15 protein-coding genes are annotated in these 20,070 nt (G+C 62.5%); 9 read left to right on the top strand and 6 right to left on the bottom strand.

The annotated features are described in order from the left end of the window. From METLI_RS12440 to METLI_RS07350, 6 genes are all read left to right on the top strand, one after another. On the top strand, positions 1-3,600 hold the full coding sequence (locus METLI_RS12440) for a DUF3344 domain-containing protein (RefSeq protein ID WP_004039206.1): 3,600 nt from the start codon (positions 1-3) through the stop codon (positions 3,598-3,600). A 237-nt stretch (positions 3,601-3,837) separates the two neighbouring features. Continuing rightward, positions 3,838-6,483: a DUF3344 domain-containing protein gene (locus METLI_RS07370; protein WP_048103701.1), complete on the top strand. Its 2,646-nt coding sequence runs from the start codon at positions 3,838-3,840 to the stop codon at positions 6,481-6,483. Positions 6,484-6,732: 249 nt separating this feature from the next. Continuing rightward, entirely contained in the window at positions 6,733-7,155 is a 423-nt protein-coding gene (locus tag METLI_RS07365) for a hypothetical protein (RefSeq protein WP_157203242.1), read from the top strand. Continuing rightward, positions 7,152-8,327 carry an ABC transporter substrate-binding protein gene (locus tag METLI_RS07360; protein ID WP_004039203.1) on the top strand — a complete coding sequence of 392 codons (1,176 nt, stop codon included), beginning with the start codon at positions 7,152-7,154 and terminating at the stop codon, positions 8,325-8,327. Before METLI_RS07365 ends, METLI_RS07360 begins: the two co-directional genes overlap by 4 nt. Before the next feature lie 4 nt (positions 8,328-8,331). Further along, complete coding sequence (locus tag METLI_RS07355) at positions 8,332-9,381, top strand: FecCD family ABC transporter permease (RefSeq protein ID WP_004039202.1); 1,050 nt, start codon at positions 8,332-8,334, stop codon at positions 9,379-9,381. Then, positions 9,381-10,157, top strand: a complete 777-nt coding sequence (locus tag METLI_RS07350; RefSeq protein WP_004039201.1) for an ABC transporter ATP-binding protein — start codon at positions 9,381-9,383, stop codon at positions 10,155-10,157. The genes METLI_RS07355 and METLI_RS07350 overlap by 1 nt, the downstream gene beginning before the upstream one ends. A 14-nt stretch (positions 10,158-10,171) precedes the next feature. Here METLI_RS07350 and gpmA read toward each other — a convergent pair whose 3' ends face one another. Next, a complete protein-coding gene (gene gpmA / locus METLI_RS07345; protein WP_004039200.1) occupies positions 10,172-10,921 on the bottom strand; it encodes a 2,3-diphosphoglycerate-dependent phosphoglycerate mutase in 750 nt (249 codons plus the stop codon). 87 nt (positions 10,922-11,008) lie between these two features. On the opposite strand from gpmA, the gene hxlA reads away from it, so the two are divergent. Together hxlA and METLI_RS07335 are read left to right on the top strand one after the other, a co-directional pair. Beyond that, on the top strand, positions 11,009-12,295 hold the full coding sequence (gene hxlA, locus METLI_RS07340) for a 3-hexulose-6-phosphate synthase (RefSeq protein ID WP_004039199.1): 1,287 nt from the start codon (positions 11,009-11,011) through the stop codon (positions 12,293-12,295). Between the two features lie 48 nt (positions 12,296-12,343). After that, positions 12,344-13,021 (top strand): flavodoxin family protein, encoded by a 678-nt coding sequence (locus METLI_RS07335; protein ID WP_004039198.1) that lies wholly within the window; start codon positions 12,344-12,346, stop codon positions 13,019-13,021. A 356-nt stretch (positions 13,022-13,377) separates the two neighbouring features. On the opposite strand, the gene METLI_RS07330 is transcribed toward METLI_RS07335, so the two are convergent. The 5 genes from METLI_RS07330 to METLI_RS07310 all read right to left on the bottom strand — a co-directional run bounded on the left by METLI_RS07330 (position 13,378) and on the right by METLI_RS07310 (position 18,325). Beyond that, a complete protein-coding gene (locus METLI_RS07330) occupies positions 13,378-13,812 on the bottom strand; it encodes an ACT domain-containing protein (RefSeq protein ID WP_004039197.1) in 435 nt (144 codons plus the stop codon). Between the two features lie 3 nt (positions 13,813-13,815). Continuing rightward, complete coding sequence (locus tag METLI_RS07325; protein ID WP_004039196.1) at positions 13,816-15,114, bottom strand: phenylacetate--CoA ligase family protein; 1,299 nt, start codon at positions 15,112-15,114, stop codon at positions 13,816-13,818. 2 nt (positions 15,115-15,116) lie between these two features. Continuing rightward, positions 15,117-16,409: a phenylacetate--CoA ligase family protein gene (locus METLI_RS07320; protein WP_004039195.1), complete on the bottom strand. Its 1,293-nt coding sequence runs from the start codon at positions 16,407-16,409 to the stop codon at positions 15,117-15,119. Between the two features lie 115 nt (positions 16,410-16,524). Then, positions 16,525-17,418 carry a UV DNA damage repair endonuclease UvsE gene (gene uvsE, locus METLI_RS07315; protein ID WP_004039194.1) on the bottom strand — a complete coding sequence of 298 codons (894 nt, stop codon included), beginning with the start codon at positions 17,416-17,418 and terminating at the stop codon, positions 16,525-16,527. Positions 17,419-17,437: 19 nt separating this feature from the next. Further along, on the bottom strand, positions 17,438-18,325 hold the full coding sequence (locus METLI_RS07310) for an apurinic/apyrimidinic endonuclease family protein (RefSeq protein ID WP_048103698.1): 888 nt from the start codon (positions 18,323-18,325) through the stop codon (positions 17,438-17,440). Positions 18,326-18,547: 222 nt separating this feature from the next. On the opposite strand from METLI_RS07310, the gene lysS reads away from it, so the two are divergent. Next, positions 18,548-20,053 (top strand): lysine--tRNA ligase, encoded by a 1,506-nt coding sequence (gene lysS, locus METLI_RS07305; RefSeq protein WP_004039192.1) that lies wholly within the window; start codon positions 18,548-18,550, stop codon positions 20,051-20,053. The last annotated feature ends 17 nt before the right edge of the window (positions 20,054-20,070 follow it).

The raw sequence follows: 20,070 nt of genomic DNA, 5'->3' as shown, positions 1-20,070 counted from the left end.
ATGCATGGAATGAATGTAAATACGGGTCGTATCTGGCTGGTCCTGCTTGCGCTTCTCCTGCTCCCCGCTGCGGTTTCTGCCGACGAATATATCGGCGGCATCCCGCTCTCGACGGTGGAGAGCGGGACGGTATCGGGCGGGGTGTTCATTGACGCCTATCCTGGTTTCGCCACCGATGCCACAAAGACCTTCACGCTCCCTGCGGGGGCGACGGTGCGGTGGGCGCAGCTCTACGTCGTGGTCTATTGCGGCAATATGCGGGAGAACTATGATGGGAAAGTGACGGTCGCGGTCGATGGCGGTGGCGCCGGGAAGCGGGAGTACACCGAGAACCTCAATCTCCCGTACTCGTTTCCTGGCGAGGGGGGCACCGGGCCGGTCGCCCTGAACGACCACTGCAACCGCGTGACCAGCGACTACCTGATGTGGTACGACGTCGCCTCCCTCCTCTCGTCAGGAACGCTGAAGGTGCATGCCAGGACTACAAAGGTATCGCCCTCGTTTGACGGCCGGATCAAGGCGATCGTCCTGGTCGCTGCATATGATGACGGCGACGGCGACACCGTCTGTTACCGGGTGAACGCGGGGCATGACACCGATTCATACGAAGCCGACGATGCCGGGAAATCGTATGTCGGGGAGACGGAGTTTTCAACGAGCGAACTGGAGGACGGCTTTGAGACGGCCAGCCTCTCGGTGCTTTATCTTGCATCGGCCGATGCCGAATACCGGTTCAATGGGGATTCTCTTGACGGGAGCAAACCTTCTGGAGCGTATTTCGGAAAGAACACCTGGGAGGTCGGCGACAGCCTGCAGCCCGGGCAGGATGCCGCCCTCACCTACGACCGTCTGGATACCGAGACCTTCTATAAGGTGTTCTGCGCCGTCTTCTCGGTCAGGTACCCGGAGGAGGAGGCCGGATCGATCGCCGTCTCGTCCTCTCCCGCCGGTGCAACGGTGTATATCGACGACGAGGAGTCGGGTGTGACGAACACCACGATCACGGGAGTTGCAGTCGGGGATCATCAGGTCCGCGTGGAAAAAGAGGGTTACAAAACTCAGGACGAGCGCACGGTGGCGGCCAAAAAAGGATCCACGACAGAAGTTTCGTTTGCCCTGGCACCCCTGACCGGTTCGATCAGCGTGGCGTCGGAGCCCCATGGTGCGGCGATCCTGCTCGACGGCAGTAATACCGGTAAGACCACCGATGTTGTCATCGAAAATGTTCCTGTCGGGAGCCATACCATCACTCTGACGCTCTCCGGGTATGGCGCCTATTCCGCCGAGGTTGTGGTCGAGGAGGGATCGGTTGCTGAAGTGCAGGCCGTCCTTGCCCCGGGCGGGTCCTCGTCTGATTCCTCTGACGGGAAGGAGGACGCCGGCGGCAGCGGCTATGCCGGCGGTTCTCTCAGTGTGGTCAGGCATGTTTCGATCAATGGAAACCTGAGCATCACTTCAGTGAGCAATTATAGCGGCCTGATGGCGGCCGGGGATACGTGCCGCGCCGTCATGGATCCCGGTCTCCCCGCGGGGGCGACGGTGCGGGAGGCGCGGCTCTATCTCTTCAGCACGTGGGGCCATGACGAGGGCCAGAGGATCGGCAGCGAGGCGCAGATCGCTCTCCTGGTCAACGGCACGCAGGTCCAGGCGGGCACCAGGTACGGCGATCGGAAAGGGGAGGGACCGTATGACTACCCGGTCGAGACACTTGTCTATGACGTGACATCCCGTGTCGGCAGGGGGAACCTGACGGTGACGGCGGCGAACGCCGGAACCGGACGCACCACCTTTGCCCTTTACGGTTCTTGCCTGGTGCTGGCATACGAGGCGCCGGACGCCCCGGCCAGGGAGTACTGGATCGCCGAGGGTTCAGACGTTGTGCTCGCTGAAGAATCCGAGGCGGCGACAACCGCTCTCTTCCCCGACATTCCAGACCCTGCCGGGATCTCCGGCGCCCTCTTCACGGTGATGGGCACGGCGGCGACCGGTGAGGAGGGTCAGGCGAATGCTGTCGGGTTCAACGGCGGAGAGTGGAGAAATGTGCTCAGGGGCGGATCGTCTGAGATCAGCGCGGCAGCCCTCGATGTCCTTCCCTACCTGATGGGCGGGGACAATACCGCCGCCATACGCAGTGTCCCTGAGGGCGGAAAAGGAGATTATATCGAGAACAGACTTGCCATTCTGGTTATCACCCATTCTGTCGACGCCGATCCGGTCTCTTCTGTCCGGGCCGGAGAAACGGTGGCGGCAGAGGCCGGTACCGCTAAAACCACCACCCTTCAGGAGTCCGTGAGAGAAGAAACTCCAGAAGCGAACACTATTTCGTCCGGCAGTTGGTTCTCCTCTCTCTGGTCCTGGATCCTCTCCCTGTTCGGTATACATTCGGCCGCGGATCCCGGAGTCCCGATCGCCGACGCTTTCTCCACCTCCGAAGAGAACCCGGGAGCCCCTGTTACGACTCCAACCCCTATTCAGCCGGGCGATCTCCTCGTCGTCTCTGAGCCGGATGGTGCGCTAATCTCCCTTGATGGTGTCTATACCGGACGGACGACGCCCTTTGTGTTCTCATCTCTTCAGCCTGGAGATTACGCGGTCGGGCTTGAGCATGAGAACCACGCACCCTTCGAGGCGACGGTCGTCATGAGAGAGGACACTACGATCTCCGTCGATCTTTCTGGAGGGACGCACACACTCTCACCCGGTCTTTTCGAGACTCCCGGTGATGAGACCGGGAGCATATACGTGACCTCGAAACCCGACGGCGCCACGATCGTCCTCGACGGCCGGACGCTCTCGTACACCACGCCGCAGGTGATCTGCGGTCTCAAACCCGGCCTCCACACGGTGAAGATCAAAAACGGCAACGGGAACTTCCCGATCGACAGCATGAAGTGTTATGTTACGGCCGGTGCCGTGACCCCGGTGTCTTTTGTTCAGGACCAGGTAATGGTGAGATCGGTGACCGTTACCTCTGAGTCTTTCAAGGATCTGGAGTTCTCGATGAATGGCATGAGGCTGAACACCAGGATCCCGAAGAGGGTGGATGTACCCGGAATTTCGTCGTTTGCCGCTATCAGGAATGCGACGGGCTACTATTCCTTTATGATCTCGGACTTTCTTGACGATGGCGAGGAATGCAACCTCGGCGAACCCGCCCCGGCAACGGCAGGCGTCCTGGTCAGATCGGATCCTGCTGGTGCGGCGATCTTTATCGACGGCTTCGATACCGGGTTTTCCACGCCGTATCTTATCGCGAATATCTCTCCCGGGCCCCACCTGGTTTCTGTCTCCCGTCCCGGATATATCCCGCGGGAAACGCGTATCCTGCTCGTCGAAGATTCCACAGTCCAGAAAGACGCCGAAATATCCTTTGTGCTCGAAGGTTATCCGTACGGCTCGCTGACCATCACCAGCGATCCGCCCGGCGGGAAGATCTACCTGTACGGAAAGGAAACCGGGGCGGTGACACCCTATACCTTCACGCATATGCGAATCGGGAGGTACGAGGTGAAGGTGACCGGACAGGATGGTTCTGTAACCCGGGACGACCTCGTTGTGCTGCCGTGCAGGGAGGCGGCCTATAACTTCACCTTTTCTTGAAGTGGGTGGAGGAATCGGGATCTCTTATTTGCCGGGAAAAATCTGGAGTTATGCAGGTCTCTGGAGGACCATTGAATACCGGATAATATTTTTATCCTATTGGGTGTTACAACACAAACTAATGATCATACAATGGGCGGTGTTTCTTTGAGGAAAAGCATTATTTTTCATTTGAATTCATGGAGAATATCCGAATCTCCGAGAGGTGCCGGTCGGCATCTCCAGATTTTTGCAGTTTTGCTGCTCTGCCTCGCCCTGATACCGGCGACGGTCAGCGCCGACGGGATCGATCTGGTCACGGTGGGATCGGGCACAGTCTCAGGCGGACTCTGGAGCGATCCCGGCGTCATGTGGAACACATCGTGGCCATCGACCGGCGGCGTCGAGGTGACGAAGGCGTATGCCATGCCGGCATACGACGATCTCGAATGGGCGCGCCTCTACCTGGCCGTGTATATCGGGAGCACTTCGGAGGCAAAGCAGACCACCATCGAGGTCTCCATCGACGGCGACGGGGACGGCACCTTCGACACGCTTGCCCTGGAGTCCCTGAACTCGACCGATATCGGCGTTACTCCGGGCAAACCGCACATCACGCGGGAAAGCAGCAACTACGTCCTCTGGTACGATGTGAAAGAGTCAATCTCTGCACAGAACCCCGCGGTGCTTGTCAACACGACCGGCTCGTTTGACGGGCGGGTGAAGGCCGCCTGCCTGGTGGCGGCGTACAATGACGGCGATGCCGACCGGGTCTATTACCGGGTGAACGCGGGCCATTTCACCGGTCAGGGCAGCACCGACTTCGACCTCTCTGATCTCCCGGCGGGCTTTGCGGACGCGGACCTGACCAACCTCTACCTGGCGAGCACCGAGGCCACGGAGTACACCTTCAACGGCGATACAATCGTCGCCTACGATTCTGACAAGGTCATCTACAGCGGATACAACAGTTTTGACGTGAACGCAAGCCTCGTATCGGGCGTTAACACCTTTGGGTGGCCCGGTGCCGGATCCTACTACCGCTCTGTCCTCGCCCTCCTCTCGGTGAAGGCGCAGCCGGCCGATATCGAGATCACCGCCATCACGCCGAACGCAAAGGAAATCTTTGCGAACGAGCCCAACACGATCGCGGCGACGGTGAAGAACAACGGGACCGCCGCCTCAGGCGCCTTTTCAGTCTCGTTCTCGATCAACGGCGCCGTGCAGAACGTGAGCGTTCCCGATCTCGCCGCCGGGAACACGACGACGGTCTCGGTCGTCGATCCGGCGATCCGCGCCCTCGGCGACGCTGTGACGATCGTCGTCACCACGGACGCCTCCCCTGCGAACAACCTCACGCTCACGAAGAGCGTGGTGTACAACGGTTACAAGGGCAAGCGTTACACCGGCGGCGACGACATCACCGGACTGACGAACTTCACGGTGACCGGCGGCCTCGTGTACTCCACCGGCGACTCGGCGTACCTCGGCGGTTCGTCGGGCTGGACGACCTACACGGCGAACTGGACCGCCGCCGACCTCTCCCTCCCGGCCAATGCGACGGTCGAGGCGGCGTACCTCTGTGCCTTCTACACCTATGACAAGAATCAGGTGATGCCCGAAAACGTCAGTCTCTCCTTCAACGGGGTAGGGGTGCCTTACCTCGCCTATTACACCGACCAGAAGCTCTATGGAACGTACAACTTCCCCTCGGGCATGGTCGTCTACAACGTCACCGATTCCTTCGATCTATCCGGTAACTCCGTTACCGTCACGAACCTCGGAACCGGCGCCTCCTCGTTCAACGGGATGACACTCTTCGTCGTCTACGAGGATCCCGCGGCGACCCAGAAGCAGATCCTCTTCAACGCCGGCTATGACATCCTCTCGGGCAAGGCCACGTATGCCGCCTCGCCCGAGGAGGCGACGGCCTATGCACCCTTCGCCTATCACCCGCTCCTGGGCGTGAACCTCTCTGCCGCCCGTCTGATCACGGTCGCCCCGGCGGCGAGTGCCGAAGGCACGCTCCTCTTCGGGAACCAGATCTGGACGCCGGCCTGGAATTATTCCGGCGTCTCGAACATCGGCATTGACGAACGCGACGTGACCGCATATCTCAATGCAACCCCGGTCGCCGCCTTCAGGAGCGACAACGACTACTTCGATGCGGCGTGCGCCGTCCTTGTCCTTGAGTACGGCGATCCAATCGTCCCGCCGACACCCACGCCGACCCCCGACAACACTGGAGGGGGCGACGACGCCGGGACGATCGCCGCGGCCGGCGCTCTCTCGACTGGCGCGACCGCCTCTTTCTCCTATTCAGGAACGGTCTCGAGGGTGATGGTCACCGTCTCCAGGCCGACTGCCGGGATCATGCTTGCAGTCACTGAAAACGGGGAGATCCCGGTCGACGGACCTTCGGGTGCGGTCTACCGCTACCTGGAGACAGACCTCTCCTATACGACCGACGACGGGATCGATGAGGCGGTCTTCGAGTTCTCGGTGCCCCTCTCATGGCTGGCCGATCAGGGCCTGACGGTCCGCGACATCGTGCTGATGCGCTATCATAACGGTGTCTGGACTGCCCTGCCGACCGAACTGATCGGCGAGAGCGGGAACGAGGCGCGTTATCGCGCCACCTCTCCTGGGTTCTCGTACTTTGCCATCGTGACCGAGAAGAACGGCGCCTCTGTTGCGGGTGAATCTTTGGGTGAGACCCCGGCCGTCACCGTCGCACCTGAGCAGACGCCTGCGGCGACGACGCCCTCGACCCTCGCCGCCACGACCGCTCCGGCCGCGACCGGCACAACCTCTGTCCAGGCCACCACCCCACAGGCGTCTCCTCTCCTCGGGATACTTCCGTTTGCCGCTCTGGGGGTCTTCCTGCTGATGAGGAGAAAATAATCTCTTTTTTGATGCGATCTGGGTCAGGATCTTCATGCCCGGGAAAACAGATGATTGTATTCCTCTCCAGACTGCACCGGTGAACCGGCGTTTGATCCCGGACCCTGGCGTCGAAGTCCCTCACCGTCTATGCAAAAATATCTAAAACCTTAGAACCTCATAAGACAAATGATGCTGACCGTATTAACCAGCCGGACGATCACACGACGAAGTGCGTTGCTGATCCTGTGCATTTCCCTCATCCTCTGCATGCCCGTTCTGGCTGCCGGGACCGTTACGCGCGAGGTGGGCCCTGCCGATGCCGGAGGGCTGATCACCGTCACCCTCTCGCTCGACGGTATGGGCGTCGGCGGCCTCATCGAAACGCTTCCCGAAGGCTTCACCTATGTGGACTCCTCCCTGCCTCCTTCACAGGTGCTGGTCCAGGACGATCAGGTCTGTTTCTGCATGATAAACGAATCGACCGTCACCTATCGAGTGCGCGCACCCGACCAGGGAATCGGCGAGATCGCCGGGAGATGGTGGGATTTTACGGCCAGGACAAACGGCACCATTCCATCGTCCGAGATGCCGGCTGGAGGGGCTGAGGCGCCCGCGGCGCCCGGACCGGGCATCGTTCTGGGCCTTCTCGCTCTCCTTGCCGTCCCGGCCCTGCGGAGGTGGCGCCGGTGAAGCAGATCGCCCTTCTCGCCTGCCTCATCCTCATGCTCATCGCCCCGGCCATGGCCGCCGAAACCGACGGGAACGTCCAGGTCGGCGAAGACGAGATCGTCGCCATGGTCCTCGCCTTCCTCTCGGGCGGCCCTGACGCCCCTGACCTTGCCGCCGTGCAGGACGCCGCCGCTGCGTTCAGTCCTGCCGCACGGATCGTCACCGACTCATCGGGCCGGACGCATACTATTGATGCGGCGCCCTCCCGCATCGTCGTCATGAACGGCGAGACCCTGGAGACCTTGCGCTCTCTTGGGGTCGATCCCTCGATAATAGTCGGGATCGACAAATATTCGGCTGACCGGCCCTCTTTCTTCCCGGAGTATGCCGATACGCCGGTCGTCGGGAGCATCTGGTCGCCCGACTACGAGGCGATCGTCTCCCTCAGTCCGGACGCCGTCTTCCTGTATGCGACAACGAGCAAGGACGCCTGTGATGAGATCCAGAATAAACTGGAGAGCACCATCCCCGGCGTCCGGATCTTCAGGTTCGACTGCTACCAGCCTGGGACCTATGCCAGGGAGATCCGCGCCCTTGGAGCAATCTTTGATAGAACGGCCGAAGCAGAAGCGTTTGCGGTCTTCTACACCGGCACCCTGGAGACGATCCCGGGGCGGCTCTCAGGGGTTGCGGAGGAAGACCGGGCCGTGGTGTACCTTGAGAACTGGAAAGATTACCGGACCGGCGCCTCATCCTCCGGATACGAAGAGAAGATCAGGATGGCCGGCGGCAGAAATGCCTTCTCCTCCCTGGCGGCCGAATACCCTGAACTCGACCCTGAAGCAGTGATCCAGGCCAACCCGGACGTGATCGTCAAACTCATCGGCGCCGGATCCTACGACGCCGGCGGCTACGACAACGAGGACGCGGAAGCGATCCCCGGGTATTATACCGGCCTGACCGAACGCCCGGGATGGAAGACGCTCGCGTCTGTGAAGAACGGGGACCTCCATCTCCTCCACAACGACATCTTCGGCGGTCCCCAGCACTTCATCGGTATCGCCTATATGGCAAAATGGTGCTACCCCGAGGTCTTCGCCGACATAGACCCGGCGGCGGTCCACCGGGTCTACCTGGAGGACTACCAGCACCTTCCCTTCGACCCTGCAGAGAAGATCTTCACCTATCCGTGATGCCATGCCCGACCCAGACCTGCGATCGGCGTTTGCCGCGGCACGAAGAAAGAGGGCCCTCTTCCTTGGCGGCACGACCCTGGTCATCGCCCTTCTGGCCGGGGTGGCGGTCACCCTCGGCAGCGCCGACCTCTCGGTGGCCGAGGTCTACCTGGCCGTCCTTGCCGGTCTCTTCCCCGACCATTTCACGGCGACCGATACGGCGATGACCATCGTCTGGGACTACCGCCTGCACCGCGTGCTGATGGCGATCGCCGCCGGGTTCGGGCTGGCGATTGCCGGGGCGGTGATGCAGGGGATCCTCAGAAACCCCCTGGCGAGTCCTTTTACCCTGGGCATCTCCTCTGCTGCGGCGACCGGCGCCTCGATCGCCATCGTGCTCGGCGTCGGCGTCGTCGGCGGGGATTACCTCGTCGTCGGCAACGCCTTTCTCTTCGCCCTCCTCGCCGCCGCTCTCATCTACGGCATGGCCAGGTTCAGGGGCATGGGGGCAGAATCGATGATCCTTGCAGGTATCGCCCTCATGTACCTCTTCTCGGCCGTGACCTCCCTCCTCCAGTACGTCGGCTCCTCCGAGCAGGTCCAGGAAGTCGTCTTCTGGATGTTCGGATCCCTCGGCCGTTCAGACTGGCCGAAGGTGGGGATCATCGCCGCCATCCTGGTGGTGTCCACCCTCTACCTGGTCTACCGCGCCTGGGACCTCAACGCCCTTGCCGAGGGGGACGATATCGCCGAGAGCCTGGGCATCCCGGTGCGGCGCTCGATGACGATCTTCATGCTCATCTCCTCCCTGGTCACCGCCTCGATCATCTGCTTCACCGGGACGATCGGGTTCATCGGGCTTGTTGCGCCCCATATCACGCGCATGGTCGTCGGCACCGATCACCGGTTTCTCCTGCCGGCCTCCGGGCTTGTCGGGGCACTCCTCCTCCTCGGCGCCGACAGCCTGGCCAGGACCGTCCTCGCCCCGACGATCCTGCCGGTCGGGATCATGACGGCGTTCCTTGGCGTGCCGTTCTTCATCGCCCTGTTCCTGCGCGGGAGGGGTGAGTGATGGCCGGGCTTGCGGTCAGGAACCTCTCCTATAGGATCAGGGACCGCCGGATTCTCTCCGACATCTCGTTTGACGCCGGGGCGCCGGCGCTGGTCGGGCTCGTGGGCCCGAACGGCTCGGGCAAGACCACCCTGATCCGGTGCATCGACGGCATCATCAGGCCGGAGGGGAGCATCCTCCTCGATGACGCCGATCTCTCCCATCTTACGCGGATGGAGGTGGCAAAGCGCGTGGCCTATGTCCCGCAGGGGATCAGGAACAACTCGTCCGCGACCGTCTTTGATGCGGTGCTGATGGGCCGCCGCCCCCATCTCTCGTGGAGCATCGGGAAAAAAGACGAGGAGGAGGTCGTCCGAGCGCTGGAGTTGCTCGGTGTCGAGGACCTGGCCTTCAGGCAACTGCGCACCCTCTCGGGCGGGGAGCGCCAGCGCGTGATGATCGCCCGGGCGCTGGCGCAGGAGTCCCCGCTCCTCCTCCTCGACGAACCCACGAGCGCCCTGGACCTCAGGAACGCCATGGAGGTGATGGAATTGATCCGCCGCCTGACCGTCGATGAGGGTCGGCTTGCGATCATGGCGATCCACGACCTCAGTCTGGCCGCCCGGTACTGCACCGGGATCATCGTGCTCTCCGGCGGGACGATCGCTGCGCAGGGCCCGCCGACCGACGTCCTCACCCCGGAAGTGATCGCGAAGGTCTACGGGGTGGACGCGGTGATCGAGCACCGCGGTGATATCCCTTATATCTTCCCCCTGGGGCCGGTGACGAAGGCCTGATCCGGTAAAAAAAATTATTTTTCCGCTTTTCCCTGCTTTTTCACGCCCTCGATCGCCGCCCGCACCGTCGCCTCGTCGGCAAGATAATAGTGGCGGATCGGGCTGAGGTCGTCGTCGAGTTCGTAGACGAGGGGGATGCCGGTCGGGATGTTCACCTCGGCGATGGCGTCGTCAGGGATATTGTCCAGGTGCTTGACGAGCGCCCTGATGCTGTTGCCGTGGGCGGCGATGAGCACCTGCTTCCCCTCTTTTAAGGCCGGGACGATCGCGCCCTCCCAGTAGGGCACGAACCGGGCGACGGTGTCCTTCAGGCACTCGGTCGCCGGGAGCTCCGCGGGGGAGAGGGCAGCGTAGCGCCGGTCCTTTCCCGGGTGGCGGGCGTCGTCGGCGTCGAGGGGCGGGGGCGGGACTGTATAACTCCGCCGCCAGACGAAGACCTGCTCGTCGCCGTACTTCTCGGCCATCTCGGCCTTGTTCAGGCCCTGCAGGGCGCCGTAGTGGCGCTCGTTCAGCCGCCACGACCGCTCCACCGGGATCCACATCAGGTCCATCTCGTCGAGGGTGATCCAGAGGGTGCGGATCGCCCGTTTCAGCACCGAGGTGAAGGCGCAGTCGAAGGTGTATCCCTCGCGCAGGAGGGTTTTTCCGGCTTCATGCGCCTCGGCGATCCCTTTCTCCGAGAGGTCGACGTCGGTCCATCCGGTGAACCGGTTCTCCTTGTTCCATACGCTCTCCCCGTGGCGTAAAAGGACGAGTCTGATCATGGTATCTGGAGAGCGTGTGCCCCCAGGGCTCTTATGCCTGACGCATGGAGGCAAGCCTTAACAGTATTCCAGCCCCATCTCGATCGCATGACGCATGCGACGCTCCAGGTTGCGCTTGATATTCTAGAACTGCACCGCGCCGTCAGGATCGCAGAGGAAGCGGTCGCCGGCGGCGCCGACTGGATCGAGGTGGGCACCCCGCTGATCAAGAGCGAGGGGATGGCGGCGGTGCGTCAGATCCGCGAGGCCTTTCCCGGCCGCGTGATCGTCGCCGACATGAAGATCGCCGATACCGGGACGGTCGAGGTGGAGATGGCGGCGAAGGCCGGGGCGAACGTCGTCTGCGTCCTTGCCGATGCCGACGATACGGTGATCGCCGAGTGCGTCAGGGCGGCCCATCTCTATGGCGTGCGGGTCATGGCCGACCTGATCAACGTCGCCGACCCGGTAGCGCGGGCGCGGGACCTGGCGTCTCTGGGCGTCGATATCGTCAACGCCCACGTGGGGATCGACCAGCAGATGATCGGGAAAAACTCGGTGGACCTCCTCCGCTCCATCGCGGGCGAGGTCTCGATCCCCCTCGCCGTCGCCGGGGGGCTCGATGCCTCGACGGCGGCGCAGGCCGTCGCGGCCGGGGCCGATATCGTCATCGTCGGGGGCTGGATCGTGAAGTCAGGCGACGTTGAGGGTTCGGCCCGGCGGATCAGGGAGGCGATCGACGCTCCGTCTATCGCCCCCCCTGCGAAGCGGAGCGTGGACGAGGAGATCAGGGGCCTGTTCATGCAGGTCTCGGCCCCGAACGTCACCGATGCGATGCACCGGAAGGGGGCGATGAACGGGCTCTTCCCCCTCACCTTCGGGGTGAAGGCGGTGGGCCCGGCGGTGACGGTCCAGTCCTTCCCGGGCGACTGGGCAAAACCGGTGGAGGCGATCGACGTCTGCCGACCCGGCGACGTCCTGGTGATCTACAACGCCGCCGCCACGCACGTCTCACCCTGGGGCGAACTCGCGACCAGGAGCGCGATCAACCGCGGGGTCGCCGGGGTGATCATCGACGGTTCTGCTCGGGACGTCGACGATATCAGGGCCCTGAAGTTCCCCCTCTTCGCCCGCGCCTGCGTCCCGAACGCCGGGGAGCCGAAGGGGTTCGGGGAGATCAACGCCGAGATCCCCTGCTGTGGCCAGACGGTCAGGCCCGGCGACTGGATCGTCGCAGACGAGAGCGGTGCCGTCGTTGTTCCCAAGGAGCGGGCCTACGAGGTCGCCCGCCGCGCCCTGGAGGTGAAGAAGAACGAAGAAAGGGTGCGGGCTGAGATCGCACGCGGCAGCACCCTCGCCGAGGTGCAGGAACTCTATAAATGGGAGAAGAAGTGACCTCTCCGTAACCTTTCTTTTATTTTTCCTGCCCGCAATACTCTGTTCATGAAGATCTGTGCAGTGCAGGGAAGCCCGCGGGGCATGGGGAGCAGGACGAGAAAACTGGCGCGCTGGGTGCTCGACGGCGCCGCAGACGCCGGGGCCGAGGTGGACCTCATCGACCTCGCCGACCTGCGGATCACCCCCTGCACCGCATGCGGGAGTTGCAGCCTGGACGGCGCCTGCGTCTTCAACGATGATTTCACCGCCGTGTACGCACGGATGATCGACGCCGACAGTCTGGTCATGGCCTCGCCGGTGTACATCGACGGCGTCACCGGCCAGATGAAGATCTTCATCGACCGCCTGGCCGATGCGATCCACTACCAGACCTGCGCCGGGAAGTACGGCTGCGCCGTCGCCACCACCTGGGGCTCGGGCGGCGACGCCGTCGTCGCCTACCTGAACCACGTGCTCAACTACCTGGGGGCGCTCGCCGTCGGCGGGATGGGCGTCGCCCTCGGCGACGATCCCGAAGCGATCTACGGGGCCGAGGAGGCGGCGCGGGACCTCGGGCGGCGGCTTGTTGAGGCGGTCCGCACGCGCCCGTCGTACCCTGAGCAGGAGGCGGAGATCGCGGAGAACCGCGCCTGCTTTGCCGCGATCGTGCGGGAGAACCGGGACTGGCGGCCTGAGGAGTATGAGCGCTGGGTCGGGATGGGGTGGATGGGGGAGGAGGAATAAAACTGTTTGGCGGTTCATGGGGGTAATCTCCCTGCCGCCTGATCGCCCCGGCCGCCCTGCAGACCGCCCCCATCGATCGCACGCGAGGAACGATCGCTTCCCTCTTTTTCTGCATCCCTATAGGTCGCGGTCCCGTACAGGAGAGTACCCGATCCGGGTGTACCGGGATGCACGATCAGAAGGTGGAACAGAAAAAACGTTCACATAGCGTCAGATCTGCATAATATCGAATATCCTCCGAGTTGATCCGCCTGTACCACCTGTACCGGGTAAAAACATGCTCGCACATTTTCGTGCAGACCTCTCCCTCGCGTGCGGTACACCGGCGCCCACCACCGGTCAAAAAAGAGTGTATATTATCCGAACAGTTCTGCACCGAGCAGTTTCCCGCCGGCGTCCAGCACCTTCCTGATCCCTTCCTCGACCTTATCCACCCTGAGGATCAGCACCGCCCCTTCCTTCCCCGAATAGGCGTATGAATACTCGATATTGATCCCGGCCTCGCCCAGGATCCGGGCGATATCGAAGAGGCCGCCGGGTTCGTCACGCATGGCGACGGCGATCACGTCGGTGAACGAGACCATGAAGCCGAGTTTGGTGAGCGTTTCATAGGCCCCGTCGGGTTTGTTCACGAGCGCCCGCACCACGCCGAACCCGTTCGCCTCCGCGATCGAGAAGGCGAGAATATTGATCCCGGCCTCTTCGAGGGCATGGGCGATCGCCGCAAGGCGTCCGGGCTTGTTCTCCGAAAAGATCGAGATCTGCTTGATGATATACTTCTTCTCTGCCATAATTCAGTACACTCTCCGGTCAATCACTCTCTTTGCTTTGCCCTCAAAGCGCGGGAGGGTCCCCGGCGCCACGAGTTCCACGTCCGCCGCCACGTTCAGGGAGTTCCTCAGGTCATGGGTGACCTTCGCCTTCACCCGCATGAGATCGGTGATCTTGTCGGAAAAGGCGTCGCGGCTCATCTCCACCCGCACGAGCATCGAGTCCAGCGCCCCCCGCCGGTCCACCTCGATCTGGAAGGCCGAGCCCAGCACCTCGGGGATGCCCATCAGGGTGTGCTCCACCTGCGACGGGAAGACATTGATCCCGCGCACGATGAGCATATCGTCGACCCGCCCCTGGATCCGCATGATCCGCGGCGAGGTCCGCCCGCAGGCGCAGACCGCATCGTCGAGCATGGTGACGTCCCCGATCCGGTAGCGGATCATCGGGAGCGCCTCCTTTTTCAGGACGGTCATCACCAGTTCGCCCTTCTCGCCCGGCGGCAGCTGCTCCCCGGTCTCCGGGTCGATGATCTCGGGGTAGGCGATGTCGCCCCAGATATGGATCCCCTGCTGCTCGGTGCACTCGGTGAACATCGGGCCCGAGAGCTCTGAGGTGCCGTAGATGTCGAAGACCCGGATCCCGAGCGAATCCTGGAGCCCGGTGCGCATCCGCTCAGACCAGGGTTCTGCCCCCAGGATCCCCACCCGCAGGTTCGTGTCGTTCTTGATCGAGACCCCCATCCGCTCGGCCGTCTCGCCCAGGTGGACGAGGTAGGACGGGGTGCAGGCGATCGCCGTCACGTGCAGGTCCTGCATCAGCTCGATCTGCCGCTCGGTGTTCCCCGTCCCGATCGGCAGCACCGTCGCCCCGATCCGTTCGGCGCCGTAGTGGAGGCCGAGCCCGCCGGTGAAGAGGCCGTAGCCGTAGCTCACCTGCATCACGTCGCCGCGGCCAAGCCCGCAGGCGGTGAGGGAGCGGGCGAGGGAGGTCGTCCAGATCTCCAGGTCGTTTGCCGTGTAGCCGACGACGGTGGGCTTGCCGGTCGTCCCCGAGGAGACGTGGTAGCGCACCAGTTCGTCCTGCGAGGCCGTGAAGATCCGGTCGGGGTAGTTGTCCCGCAGGTCGCTCTTGTACATGAACGGGAGTTTTGCGATATCGTCGAGTGTTTTCACATCGTCGGGGTGGACGCCCGCCGCCCGCATCCGCTCATGGTAAAAGTTCGAGAAACTGTACAGCCGGTAGACGAGCGTCTTGAGCAGGCGGTACTGGAGGCGCTTCAACTCCTCGGGCGGCATCTCCTCGACGCGCGGGTCCCACATCCTCACCAGATCGCCCCCCGCCGGTCGACCACGCGCTTTGCCTTGCCCTCGAAGCGCGGGAGGGTGCCAGGCTCCACGAACTTCACCGTCGTCCGCAGGTTCAGCGTCTCCCTGATCGCCCCTGATACCTTCTTCTGCAGCCGCTGGAGGTCGGCCAGTTCGCCGGAGAAGTAGCTCCTGTTGATCTCCACCTCGATTGTCATCTCATCAAGATGATTGATCCTGTCCACATAAACCATATACTGATCCCCGACCTCGGGAAGGGAGAGGAGAGTGTGCTCGATCTGCGAAGGGAAGACGTTGATGCCCCGGATCACGAGCATGTCGTCGGCCCGGCCTGAGAGGCGGGCGATACGCTTGCCGCGCCCGCACGGGCAGTCGTCGGTGAGGAAGCGGGTGATGTCCCCGGTCCGGTAGCGGATCAGGGGCATCGCCTCCTTGACCAGGGGGGTGATCACCAGTTCGCCGGTCTCGCCGTCGGGCAGGCGCTCCCCGGTCGCCGGGTCGATGATCTCGGCCAGGTAACAGTCGTGCCAGATATGGAGCCCGTCCTTCTCCTCGCACTCGAAGGCGACGCCGGGACCGTACATCTCGCTCATCCCGTAGCTGTCATAGGCATCCACGCCGAGGCGCCTCTCCAGCTCCGCCCGCATGCTCTCGGACCAGGGCTCGGCGCCGAAGGTGGCGATCCGCAGGGTCTCCAGGGACGCCCCCATCTGCTCGGCCACCTCGACGAGGTGCAGCCCGTATCCCGGCGTGCTGTTGATCGCCGTGACCCCGAAGTCCTGGATCATCTCGATCTGCCTTTTTGTGTTCCCGGTGGAACTCGGGATCACGGTCATCCCGACGCGCTCGGCCCCGTAGTGGAAGCCGAGCCCGCCGGTGAAGAGGCCGTAGCCGAGGATGTTCTGGAAGACGTCGTCCTCGGTCAGGCCGACCATCGTGAGGTTCCGCGCCATCAGTTCGGTCCAGGTATCGAGGTCCTGGCGGGTGTAGCCGACGACGGTGGGCTTGCCGGTCGTCCCCGAGGTCGTGTGGATCCTGACCACCTCGCGCTTTGGCACCGCAAAAAACCCGAACGGGTAGCCCTCTCTCAGGTCCTTCTTCGTCGTGAATGGGAGTTTCTCGAGGTCGTCGAGCGTCTGGATGTCGCCGGGCGAGACCCCGGCTTTCTGAAACGCCCTCCGGTAGAACTCGACATTCTGAACCTGGCGCACCGTCCATTTCAGCCGGGAGAGCTGCAGCGCCTCGAGGTTGTCCCCCGCGATCGTTTCTATTTCCCTGTTCCAGAACATATCAGCACAATCCTTTCTCTCCCGCGGCACTGCCGGCGCGGCCGCGGGCTCCTGTGCATACTCCTTCGTCGCCGCCTGCCAATAACCTTGTCATGCTCTGGCATGGCGCGCCCGCTCACCTTGCCAGGCGCGGATCGGCGGCGGCCTCTGCCCGGGCCAGGAGGGCGCTCTTCTCCTTGTCCTTGATCTCGAGCATGATGTCGATGTCGTGGGGCCTGGAGGCCGCAAGAAACGCCCTGAAATGCGCCAGGTCGATGGCATGTATATGAGCCCCTTTTCGTGCACCCGGTTCCTGCGACGAGTAGTCGACCATCGGTATGCCGTCGGATCGCCCCCATGTCTCTGCGCAGATCGCCAGCGCCTCAGGCATCTCCTCTCCCGAAGAGTTGCACTCGTGGTGAAAGGTGTCGAAGAGCACCGGGACGCCGCAGGATCGGCTCAACGCGCAGCAGTCTGCCGCGGTATAGAGGCGGTCGTCGTTCTCGACGACGAGACGCCGCCGGATCTCGGCTGGCAGATCGCGGTAGCGGTCGAGGAACCGGTCCATCGCCGATGCTTTGTCCCCGTAGACGCCGCCGGCGTGGACCTGGATCTTTGCCCTGGTGTCCAGGTTCATGGCGTCGAGGACGGCGGCATGGTACGCGAGTTCGGCGATGCTCCGCGCCGTCACGCCCCCGTCGGGGGAGTTGATCAGGGTGAACTGGTCAGGGTGCATCGAGATGCGCATCCCGCTCTCACGGATCAGATCGCCGATCTCGGTAAAACTCCCGGAAAACTCCCCCTCCCAGTCGATCTCGTTCACCGGGTGGGAGGCGAAGGGGATCAGGTCAGAGGTGATCCTGAAGAAGAGGAGCTCGTGGTCGATGTTGAACTGGAGGGTGCTGGAGAGGCAGGCGAGGTTCTCCCTGACGGTCGAGCGAAACCGCTCAGGGCTCCACGACCGCAGCCTGAAGGTCCGGGCCGAGGTGCACCCGATGCCGATGTTCACGCAGGGGTAGCCGATCCGCATCTCTACCTCACTTTTCCCTTCAGGCCCCTCTTTTTCTCAGTTCTTTCCCTGGAAAGAGCCGCGGGTCTTCGAAGGCGGCGATCATCGCGATCAGTGCGCTCTGCTCCCGGTCCTGAAAGTCGATGAGAATATCGGGATTGTCGGGCCTGGACGCCGCGAGCACCTCCGCGAAGCGGTCGGCGTCGATGGTGTGGGCCGGTCGTCCGTCCTTTCCGGGCGTGGCGAAGACGAGGATCGGCGCCCCGTCCCCCTCGTGCCAGGTCGCCGCGCACCGCCGCATCGCTTCGGCGGAGCTGCAGGGCGAAGGGGCGCTGTCGCGGTGAAGATGGTCGTACACGACCGGGACGCCGCACTCTTCTGCGACGGCGCAGCAGTCGGCAACCGACAGGGTGTCGTCGTTTCTGATCGCGATCCTCCGCCTGATCCCGCCGGGCAGCCTGTTCAGCCACTCGAAAGTTCTATCCTGTGCCGTTTCCCTGTCCGGGCCGCTCCCTGCCCACGCAATGACCTTTGCATCGGTCCCGAGTTCCATGGCGTCCAGGATCGCCGCAGCGTGTGTTGCCTCCCTCTCTCCCTTCCCTTCAGGAACGGCAAAACCGCACGAAGGCTGGACGGCGATCCGCATCCCTGCGTCCCTGATAAAGGCCCCGACGGCAGCGAAATCGGCGGCAAACTCCTCGGCCCAGTTGAGCGTGTTTGCCGGGTGGGCGGCATAGGGGATGAGCTCCGGCCCGATGACAAAAAAATACAGCCCTGCTTTCCTGTTGAACTCCAGAATCCTGGCAAGACAGGAGAGGTTCTCGGCAATCGTCAGGATCAGGTGATCCCTGGAAAATACCCTGAGGTCAAAGGTGCGGCTCGGCGAGCATCCGATGGATCGGTTTGCGCAGGGATAACCGATTTTCATGAGAATAGTCATGTCTTTTCAGCGGCCCGGATTATAAATGGTTTCTTTTGCATCAGAGCCTCCGGCATTGCGCCTCTGCCATTCTATCAGGACCTCTCTTTCCGGCCTGCACTCCGGTTCGGGGTGATACCCTTAATACCCCTGAGAAAAAATATATAAAGCACCATTTCACCCGTCTGGACCACATCGGGTGGATAACTCCGCATCCTGGATGGAAATACCATGAGTGATAGCAGCCAGATCACCTTTGACGAGGTAAAACTCACCAAATATCGCGAACTCACCGGCGACGGCAGACCGATCTACCCGGCCCACTATGAGCGAAAGCACACCCTTGCCGAGATCAGGGAGCGATATACAGAGATCGGTCACGACCCCTCAGAGGAGGAGGTCTGCACCGCCGGACGGATCTACATCATCCGCCACCACGGCAAAACGGTCTTCATCGATATCGGGGACGCCTCGGCCCGCATCCAGCTCTATATCAGGAAAAACGACGTTGGCGATGAGGCCTTTGAGTTCCTCAAGAAATATCTCGACGCCGGCGACATCATCGGGGTGACCGGCCGCGTCTTCAGGACGAAGATGGGCGAGATCACCGTCTGGGCGAGCGCTTACACGCTGCTTGCCAAGTCGGTCTGTGCCATGCCCGAGAAGTTCCACGGCCTGAAGAACACCGAAGCGCGCTACCGCCAGCGCTACCTCGACCTGATCATGAACGATGAGACGAGAGAAACCTTCCGTCTCAGGAGCCGGACGATCGCCGAACTGCGGAACTTCCTGAACAGCCGCGGCTTCATGGAGTTCGAGACCCCCACCCTCCAGCCGGTCTACGGCGGGGCGAATGCCCGTCCCTTCATCACCTATCACAACGCCCTCGAACAGCAGCTCTTCCTGCGCATCGCCCCCGAACTCTACTTAAAGCGTCTTGTCGTCGGCGGATTCGAGAAGGTCTACGAGTTCTCGAAGAACTTCAGGAACGAGGACATCGACACAAAGCACAACCCCGAGTTCTCGATGGTGGAGATCTATGCCGCCTATCACGACTACAGGGACATGATGGACCTCACCGAGGAGATCATCGCCGACCTCGTCGTCCACGCCCGCGGCACAACGACCGTCACCTTCGATGAAACCGAGATCTCCTTCGCCCGCCCCTGGCGCAGGCTTACGATGGAGGACGCCGTGAAGGAGTACGGCGGCATCGACGTCTATGCCACCCCGCTCGACGACCTTGCCAGGATCGCCGAGCAGGAGCGGATCGACAAGCGCGAGACCGCACAGACCCACGGCGACTACCTCCCGCTCTTCTTCGACCACTACTGCGAGGAGAAACTGGTCCAGCCCACCTTCATCTACGACTTCCCGGTCGAGAACTCGCCGCTCGCAAAACGCCACCGGACAAAACCCGGCTTTACCGAACGCTTCGAGCTCTTCGTCTACGGCATGGAGCTGGCAAACGGCTTCTCCGAGCTGAACGACCCCATCGACCAGAAGGAACGGTTCGAGGAGCAGGACAAAAAGCGCCGTCTCGGCGACCTTGAGGCGCAGATGATCGACTACGACTTCATCAACGCCCTCGGCTACGGCATGCCCCCGACCGGCGGTGTCGGGATCGGCATGGACCGTTTAATTATGATGATCACCGGGAACGATTCCATTAAAGAAGTGATCCTCTTCCCGTCGATGCGGGCCCCGGTCCGGAGCGACGAGAAGAAAGAAGAATAACTCTTTTTTTCTGCGAG

The organism is Methanofollis liminatans DSM 4140 (genome assembly GCF_000275865.1).
Lineage (GTDB): Archaea > Halobacteriota > Methanomicrobia > Methanomicrobiales > Methanofollaceae > Methanofollis > Methanofollis liminatans.
This window is presented reverse-complemented; position numbering and strand designations above follow the sequence as displayed.